The following is a 6,899-nucleotide window of genomic DNA, read 5'->3' as shown; positions in this document are numbered from 1 at the left end:
ACGCTACGAGCGCAAAGCCGAGCACTTCCTCGCCTTCACCAGCATCGCCTGCACCCTCATCTGCTACCGCCGACTCACCAAATGAGATGACTTCTAAGAGCGGACGGGAGAGGCTGGGCCTGCTGCGGGTGCGGGACGACGTGATCGTGCTGCACGCGATGCACTGGCCGGACGAGATCCGCGACCCCGCTGAGCTCCTGCCGCCGCCCACGGAGGTCTCCGAGGAGGAGATCGAGGGCGCGCTCGCGCTGATGGAGTCGATGAGCAGCGAAGACCTCGAAGGGCCGGAATCCGAGGACGCTTATACCGACGCCATGGCGAAGATCATCGAAGCGAAGCGGGAGGACCGTGAGCTTCCCGAGGCGCCGGAGCCCGAGAAGTCGGGCAAGGTGCTCGATCTCATGGCCGCCCTGACGGAGTCCGTGCAGAAGACGAAGGCCTCCCGCGGCGAGGGTGCCGACGTGCACGAGCTGCCGGCGAAGAAGAAAACGGCGGTCAAGAAGGCAGCCGCGAAGAAGCAGCCCGCCAAGAAGACCGCCGCGAAGAAGGCGACGGCGAAGTAGACCGCCAAGCCCTCAGCACCTGACCGATTCCCCGTACCGGCCATGCGCTGCCCGACCGGCTCAGTGCTGATGGTGATCGCGCTTGGACATGTAGAGGGGACCGATCTGGCGCCAGTAGCCGTGGACCAGGTTTTCGGCCTCCTGCACCGCCCGCTGAGAACGCGCCGCGTCCGTCGGCAGGCGTTGCTCGGCCTGGGCCTCGGATCCCGTGCGCCGGACCTCCCCCAGCACCGTCCAGCGCGGGGCACGGCGGGATACGGCAGCAGTGCCCGGCCTGCCACTTCGACCCGCCAGGCACCATCGCGCGAGCAATATCGCGGCCACCACCGACAATGCGCTGGCCGCATAGACCTCATGACCGGCCACTGGCTCCTCCTGCCGGACACCCGCATGGACCGTGCCGGGCTCATGTGCCCCCGTATCGCATCGTCAACGTCACCGCTGGGCTAAGAAACCCTCACACGCCATCGCCGGGTGGTGGTGGGGTGCGGCACCCAGGCGGCCAGAGACACGCTCGCTGACCTGCTCGACCCGGCCCGACGTGGCCATCATGGACAGGCTGGTCATCTGCGCCGGGTGGGGCAGCCCGGAAACGCTGAGTACGCCTGGCGCTGAGACCGTGTTGCGGTCTGCCGTTCCCGGGCGCCTACGACCAGAACGCGTCGTACGCCTGCGGGTCGACCGTCAGGACCCAGCCCTCGGTGATCTTGGCGTCCTTGATGTGGAAGACGATGGCATAGTCCAGATCAAGCTGCTTGCCTTCACGTGACGCTGTGACGTGCATCAGCGCGACTGTGTGGTCATCGCCGGCGAGCACATCGTGGAGCTGCGGCCGGTACGTGCCGCCCGTCAGTTGGAACTCCCGCCCGAACACCGCGAATGTCTCCTCGCGTCCCCGGTACTCTCCCGCCAGCAGGTTCCTACCCCTGATGTGCCAGACCACATCAGGGTGGAAGTGCTCCGCCAGCGCATCCATATCGCCGGCTGAGAAGGCAGCCATGACACGGTGAAACACGGCGATGTGTGGGTGATCGGTCATCAGCGCCTCCAGTTCTCCCGGCAACCTATGCACCGCGACACGTGCAGTGGCACATCGACGTCGGCAATTGGGCCGAACCCCGCACGGGGCCGTAGCGGCCGAGGTCCAGACGTAGGTTCTTAGCCGATATCCACGTTCACCGCTTCATAGATCTTCGGCTCGACCCTCGGCATACCGTTTGCCTCGAAGATCGTCGCCGCCTTCTCCATGAACGCCGCGAGAGCCTCCTTCGACTCCCAGATGTCGCCCACGAGCCAACCGCCGTCCGCCGGGGCGCCCACGTGGGAGATGAAGCCCTCCGTCGGCCACCACGGCGCCGCGTGGATGCTCGCGTGGTTGACCTGGTACTGCTCCCTGGTGACGCCCGGCAAATCGAGGATGGCGATGATGGCCACGGAACTGCTCCCGTGAAGTCGGAGGATTGGTGAACTCCTCCAGTCGAGCAGTCCGCACAACCCTCCGCACGGCGGCAGGAGCCGACCGGGCTACGGGGGTTGATCTGCCGGACCACCCCCTAACCTCAGCGGCCAAGCACGGGCTGGGTATGCCCCTATCGGCTTCCCGACCACGTCTCTGAGAGAGACACACGCTGCGCAACCAGGCCGCCTAGATGATCTATTCCAAGGGGTCAGTGATCGTAGGCGATCAGTGAGCGTAGGACGGTTTGTTCGGTGGCGTCGTTGTGCCAGATCGCGGCGGTCAGCGCGAGGATGCGTTGCATGACGCGGGCTATGACACCTCCGGGTGTGCGCCGTCGGTGCCGTTCGAGGTCAAGCTGCCCCTTGAAGGTCTCGTTGATCGATTCGATGACCTGTCGCAGCGGCTTGAACAGGGCTGCGCCAGGCCGTTCACGTTCACCTTTACGGGCAGGCCGCAGTAGCTGGACTCCATGCTCGGACAGTTCGCGTTCGAAACCACGGCCGATGTAGTTCTTGTCGCCGATGAAAGTCTGTCGGGGGCGCTCTCGCAGAAGCTCGCATTCGGCTGCCAGGAGGTCAAGGAGGGTCTCGCGTTCGTCGGCCTTGGCCCCGGTCAGGGCGAAGGCGATGGGCAGGCCCTGAAGGGTGCAGACCAGGTGCAGGCCCCAGAAGAAGCGGCTGTGACTGGCGCAGTAGCCGTATTCGGCCCAACCTGCCAGGTCGGAGCGTTTGACGGTCTCGCGGGAGCGGCCGCATTCCACCGGGGTGGAGGTCGAATCCCTCGTCGCGCAGAGTGTCACGCCCGCGGAACTGAAAGGAGATACCGCGAGTGCGGCCACGCAGCGCCTGCCGCATCCCCACATAAGGATCACGCCCGTTGATCGACGCACGCAGCGACTCCCCGAGCCACCGCTTGTCCGTATGGTGCTCCACCACGACATCGACGTCGTTCGGCTCCAGCGCCCCTCGCCCGTACGATCCGAAGACATACACCTCATCCACCAGGCCTAACGGCCAACCGGCCTGCTCCAGGCGCGTGATCATGTCCTGAAGCAGCCGAGTCGCCCGCGCACGCTTCACTCCGGCACGCCTTCAGTTGAAGCGAATGCGGCACGGAACTCCTGCGTCGTCACGTACACAGAGCCCGGCACCGCCCTGCGCCGACCGTCCTGGAGCGTCTGGGACACCACCTCGGCCGAAGCCCTCATCCGACCCATCCGGTAGTCCTCGACCACCGCCGCAAACTCCTGCGGGACCTCCCGCTGGTCCACCACCCCCGCAACAGCAACCTGCGGGTAGGAACCGCCGAACGTCTGGAGCCGCGTCCAGCCCAACGAGCGTGCGGCCTTACGCATCGCCGAACGGATCAAGTCGATGCCACCCAGCGCCTCGGCCTCATCCACAGCCAACCGCAGCTCGTACGACCCGCCGAAGCCACCCCCGCCAGGGAGACACGTCCGGCGCAGCAACGGCACAAGAACAGCAACAAGACGCTCATGACGCGGATCACCCGCAAACGAAGGCACACACCGAGCGTAGCCAGACCCTCACCCCCCGGCCCTGGAATCCACCAACTCCTGCCTAAATAAGCGCCATCCACCCCATCTGGGAAACGACAGCACCCTTCACCAACCCGACGACACCATCAACACCAACCGCCCAACAAAACCGCCCCTTAGCGGTGAAACCAGATGACACCCACACAGTGAAAAAACCACGACGCCCATCACCCATTGCGCCCATCACTTTGTGTGGCGGCCGCTTCCGAGAAATACGTAGCAGGCACGATAGAGTCGATCAGCCTCATTGAATACTTCGTTTTGGCTCTTCGCGGGCAGCGGCATGGAACAGTAGTCTTTCAGCCCGTCCCGCAATGTCTTTGGGATGTCGAGAGCTTCAGTGAGGTACGCGAGACCTCTACGTAGTTCTGCTACGTGTTTTTCGATTTCGCTATCTGGCCACAAACTTGTTGCGATGTAGGCGACCGAGTACATGTGATGCCCAATCAAGAACCAGCCGTACTCTCCTCCTGTCGCCTTACTGTGCACAATTTCGGCCACGTCATCCATTGCGGCCGCGTGTTCGTACACCAACGCTCTGAACTCTTCGGGGGACTGAGCTGCCGACACTTTCCGTCTCAGAGCATGGAATGGCTCAATTTGCCTCTGCGTAAAGTCGAGTGCACTAAGAGAATCTAGGAATTCGTCGATCCTTTTTATGCTCGTGAGGTCGTCATCCTTGGGAATCAGAGTGAGCTTTAATCCCGAATCTCGGCCAATTTTGAGAAATTTTCCACATCGGTCGCGCTGGAGGGAAGAATCCGCACCGTTATCGACGGGCCGACGGGATCCTTTCTGTCCTCTTCCCTGCTCTGCGGGAGTTTCGCGTTCAGGGACAAGCGACGCGTTTGTTTCATCTCGTATCGATTCGGCGTATCGATACATGAAAGTTAATTCCTCCGGATGGATAGGCTCACCTGACTCCAGCAGCTTTTGGATTCCGGCTAGGGGGTCAGCTGGCTCGCGCGCGGACTGGGCCTGCCCGGCCGGTTGCTCCGCGCTTGGCGCGTACGGATTCTGAGGGTCGGTCTGGGCGGCAGCATCCCCTGGGTTGTGGAACCGCTTCACTTCTGGCGTCACGTCTGGGTTGGGTGCAATGCTTTCCTGCCGGGAGGAGGTCGCAGCCGGGTCCCGGTCGGCTGTAGGCACTTGTCCCAAGTCTTGCGTTGAAGACACGCTGCGGGCTGCGGCGCGCTCACTCTCCAGGGCGTGCCACCGGTCCCTCCAGACCTGTAGTTGAGGATCACGCCGGTCGGGGGGCTTCACCTCTTCGCCGTCGTCATACGACAGCAGGGCGCGCACCAGCCACAGCAGCCGGTCCCAGGAGGCCGGGCCGCGTCGCCCGGCGAACACCTCGCTCATCGAGGCTTTCGACATCGCTGCCCGCTCGCCGCACATCTTTTTTCCGTGTACGAGGATCCGGTCGTAGGAGGGGGCCCCACGCTCCCGCTTCAGATCGGTGAGTGCCTCCCCCAGCTTCTGCAGCGTTGCCGCGTAACTGCCCTCACTGGTCTCGCTGTTGCTTGCCATATCGTCCCCCGTCTTGTGCGGTGAGCAGCAGCGTAAAGGCCACCCGACCGGAACGGCACGGAACATGACGGAACGGATCGGAACACGACGGTGTCATGTTCGACGGAGGACGATCCTGATCGGACCAGACCTCAGCTTGTTCGATTGATGCAGGCCAGCGGCAGGCCGTGGGTGATGGTCCTTTCATGACCCAGATGACACCGCCGCCGGCACAGCCCGGCCCGAGTGGCCCCGAAGCGGAGCCGCCGTTCCTGTCCCTGCACACCACCGTCGTTCTGCTCACCGCGCTCGTGCTCGGGTTGGTCGTCGGCGCTCTCACCGTGCTGACCGGCGTACCCGTAGCGGGCGCCGTGCTGGCCGGGCTGAGCGCGGCCGGCTCCACGGTGCCCGTGATGCGCTCGCTGATCGGCCAGCCCCGCCGACGCTCCGACCCGTGAACCCCGCAACTCGCTCCGCCGGCCCTCTGCCGCAGCGGGCTGCAGGAGGTCAGTCGGCCGGGGTGACGACGACGATCGTCTCCGCGCACGGTCCGTCGGCGAACACCTGCAGCGCCTCCAACTCAGATGGGTCGGCCGCCAGATTCCAGCGGAGCTTCGTGCCGACCCACTCGGAGACGTAGCGGCAGTGCTGCTCGACGGCCGGCGGCAGCCACTGGGCCGGGTCCTGGTTGGCCTTCGAGCGGTTGCTGCGCGATGCGGAGCGCGCGCGCCTGCGCCAGGAGGCCTCGTGGCAGACCCGTTTCGAGTCGCTTCTGGAGACCCTGGAGGACTCCGAGCAGCAGCAGGTCGCGACCGAGCTTCAGGCGCTCGTGGCCGAGCAGCAGGACTTCGCAGCCCGCCACGGCATGTTCGGCAACACCTTCAACGGCCCCGCCGCTCTGCAGGTCGGAAACCACAACCAGCAGGAGAACCGCTTCAACATCGCGAGCTACCTGCCCTCTCCCATAGGCCCCCGGGTCGTCCTCCAGGTCTCCAACTCCATCCCTGTCTACGACCTGCCCGACGGCAGCCAGGACCTGGGCGATCATTTCGTCAGCGTAGAGGCGGTCAACACCGGTGACCAGCCGATCGCCATCACCAGCTGGGGCATCGAGCTCCCCGGTGACCGGCGCATGTTCGTCACGCGAGGCGAGAACTGGGCAACTCCGCTCCCCCACGTTCTCACCCCCGGTGCCCCTCCCGCGCGGTTCCTGATCCGAGCCGATGAGCTGCGGCGGGTAGAGCGGGAGCAGCGCATCCCGTACGCGCAGATGCGGCCGTACGTGGGGCTGGCCGACGGGACGGTCATCCACGCCGACCGCACTGTGCCGTTGGCCAACTGACGGAAGCCCTTGACGAAGGGGCGGGCTGCCAAGGTGTTGGCAGCCCGCCCCTTCGTCCTGACTCGGCAGGTCAGGGATGCAACACACCTCGGGTGTCCGCCGTGCCGGTGTTGCAGCGGTGGCCGGACCATGCGGGGCGGTCGGCGGCTACCGCTGGCGCGGGATGGTGACCCGGACCTCCGCCAGGACGATGCCGGTCGTCGGGTCGCGGTGTACGGGGACGTACAGGCCCCAGTCGGCGTCACCGGCCGTGAGCCAGCCCTCGGCCCACAGGCTCGGGGTGGTCGACAGCTCACGGCCACCGAGCGGGCCGCCCACGAATCGGACCATCACAGCGGTACTCCCATCCGGCGGGACTCTCCCGCCTTCACCCCTTAGGGGTCCTTTCAGAATGCTGGGTCCTTGCGGGCGAGGGTCATGCAGTGGGCGAGTTGCAGGAACGCGTCGTGCATGTCGTCTCGGGTTTCC

The 6,899-nt window shown here is 65.1% G+C and carries 9 protein-coding genes and 2 pseudogenes; 3 read left to right on the top strand and 8 right to left on the bottom strand.

What is annotated here, in order from left to right:
• Positions 1–86: 86 nt before the first annotated feature.
• Positions 87–563 (top strand): hypothetical protein, encoded by a 477-nt coding sequence (locus tag ACFWWR_RS48260; RefSeq protein ID WP_384310738.1) that lies wholly within the window; start codon positions 87–89, stop codon positions 561–563.
• A 60-nt stretch (positions 564–623) separates the two neighbouring features.
• Here the strand turns inward: ACFWWR_RS48260 and ACFWWR_RS48255 are convergent, their stop codons facing one another.
• The 7 genes and pseudogenes from ACFWWR_RS48255 to ACFWWR_RS48225 form a co-directional block, all read right to left on the bottom strand.
• Positions 624–929: a hypothetical protein gene (locus ACFWWR_RS48255; RefSeq protein WP_384310736.1), complete on the bottom strand. Its 306-nt coding sequence runs from the start codon at positions 927–929 to the stop codon at positions 624–626.
• A gap of 280 nt (positions 930–1,209) precedes the next feature.
• Entirely contained in the window at positions 1,210–1,602 is a 393-nt protein-coding gene (locus ACFWWR_RS48250; RefSeq protein WP_384310734.1) for a nuclear transport factor 2 family protein, read from the bottom strand.
• Positions 1,603–1,721: 119 nt separating this feature from the next.
• The gene (locus ACFWWR_RS48245; protein WP_384310732.1) at positions 1,722–1,997 is read right to left on the bottom strand and encodes a hypothetical protein; all 276 of its coding nucleotides are present in this window, start codon (positions 1,995–1,997) and stop codon (positions 1,722–1,724) included.
• A 233-nt stretch (positions 1,998–2,230) separates the two neighbouring features.
• Positions 2,231–2,791: pseudogene (locus ACFWWR_RS48240) on the bottom strand (transposase); the annotation flags it as partial.
• A 187-nt stretch (positions 2,792–2,978) separates the two neighbouring features.
• Positions 2,979–3,065: pseudogene (locus tag ACFWWR_RS48235) on the bottom strand (hypothetical protein); the annotation flags it as partial.
• 32 nt (positions 3,066–3,097) lie between these two features.
• Complete coding sequence (locus tag ACFWWR_RS48230; RefSeq protein ID WP_384310730.1) at positions 3,098–3,547, bottom strand: hypothetical protein; 450 nt, start codon at positions 3,545–3,547, stop codon at positions 3,098–3,100.
• A 216-nt stretch (positions 3,548–3,763) separates the two neighbouring features.
• Positions 3,764–5,110 carry a hypothetical protein gene (locus tag ACFWWR_RS48225; RefSeq protein ID WP_384310728.1) on the bottom strand — a complete coding sequence of 449 codons (1,347 nt, stop codon included), beginning with the start codon at positions 5,108–5,110 and terminating at the stop codon, positions 3,764–3,766.
• Between the two features lie 185 nt (positions 5,111–5,295).
• Between ACFWWR_RS48225 and ACFWWR_RS48220 the strand changes: the two genes are divergently transcribed.
• Positions 5,296–5,547: a hypothetical protein gene (locus ACFWWR_RS48220; protein WP_384310726.1), complete on the top strand. Its 252-nt coding sequence runs from the start codon at positions 5,296–5,298 to the stop codon at positions 5,545–5,547.
• 230 nt (positions 5,548–5,777) lie between these two features.
• Positions 5,778–6,431 carry a hypothetical protein gene (locus tag ACFWWR_RS48215; protein ID WP_384310725.1) on the top strand — a complete coding sequence of 218 codons (654 nt, stop codon included), beginning with the start codon at positions 5,778–5,780 and terminating at the stop codon, positions 6,429–6,431.
• A 147-nt stretch (positions 6,432–6,578) separates the two neighbouring features.
• On the opposite strand, the gene ACFWWR_RS48210 is transcribed toward ACFWWR_RS48215, so the two are convergent.
• The gene (locus ACFWWR_RS48210) at positions 6,579–6,761 is read right to left on the bottom strand and encodes a hypothetical protein (RefSeq protein WP_384310724.1); all 183 of its coding nucleotides are present in this window, start codon (positions 6,759–6,761) and stop codon (positions 6,579–6,581) included.
• Positions 6,762–6,899: the final 138 nt, after the last annotated feature.

Source organism: Streptomyces sp. NPDC058678 (assembly GCF_042714835.1).
In the GTDB taxonomy this organism is placed as follows: domain Bacteria; phylum Actinomycetota; class Actinomycetes; order Streptomycetales; family Streptomycetaceae; genus Streptomyces.
Note: the sequence above shows the minus strand (reverse complement) of the source record. Positions and strands in the feature narration are given on the sequence as shown.